The organism is Psychrobacter sp. 1U2, from assembly GCF_051847575.1.
In genome coordinates, this window is the sequence record NZ_JBPYDC010000736.1 from 1 (window position 1) to 868 (window position 868).

General features: G+C 37.6%; 1 protein-coding gene. It reads right to left on the reverse strand.

The window, feature by feature from the left end:
* Positions 1-288 precede the first annotated feature (288 nt).
* Positions 289-868 (reverse strand): RNA polymerase factor sigma-54 (locus ACS8FD_RS18415; RefSeq protein WP_439276912.1); only part of this gene is annotated, 580 nt, incomplete at its 5' end.

Below are 868 nucleotides of genomic sequence, written 5' to 3' on the forward strand. Positions count from 1 at the left end.
TAACAACCACTTATTTATAATATAGAGTAACTGCTGTAAATTTATTATTGATATGCTTCTAATTTGTCATGAAAGCTGATTAGTAGCAATACGCTATATTGTAATTAAATGTAATCAAGTCTTTTGTTCTTTTCACAATTATATATAATCAGGAATTTTTCTTTTTAATTGAGACTATTATATAAAACAATCTTTCTAGTAGATATCAGCCGCTACTAAAGCGCTAAACCTTCTATCTAGTATTATTCAATCTTTATAGTTAAAACATTTTTACGAGATAAGCAGTTCTTAATATTTTTGTTTGCGCTGCGTAGAAGAGCTGATATTCATCGCTTCTCGATACTTGGCTACTGTACGTCGTGCGATATCTATACCATCAGTAAGTAGCTGAGTTTGAATACGGCTATCGGATAAGGGCTTTTTGGGATTTTCATCCTTAATAAGCTGCTTGATCATGGCACTGATAGCAGTAGATGAGATGTCTCCATCATTACTGCTAACATGGGATGAAAAAAAGTGCTTGAGAGAAAATAGCCCTTGAGGGGTTAAAATTGTCTTGCTAGTGGTCAGGCGCGAGACAGTGGATTCATGCAGCTCTACTTCTTCTGCAACATCTTTTAGGATCAGCGGTTGCATCGCTGTGGCACCATGTTGCAAGAACTCATCTTGACGACGCACGATACTAGTAGCGACCTTTAACAAGTTTTGATTACGCTCCTCGATACTACGAATAAAGAGTCGTGCATCTGTGAGGTTTTCGCGCAAATATTGATTGTCAGGACTGTCATCACCGCGTTTAACCAAACTTGCGTACTCTTGATTGACCCTCAGTTTTGGTAATGTCGCTGGATTTAGACGTACATGCCAG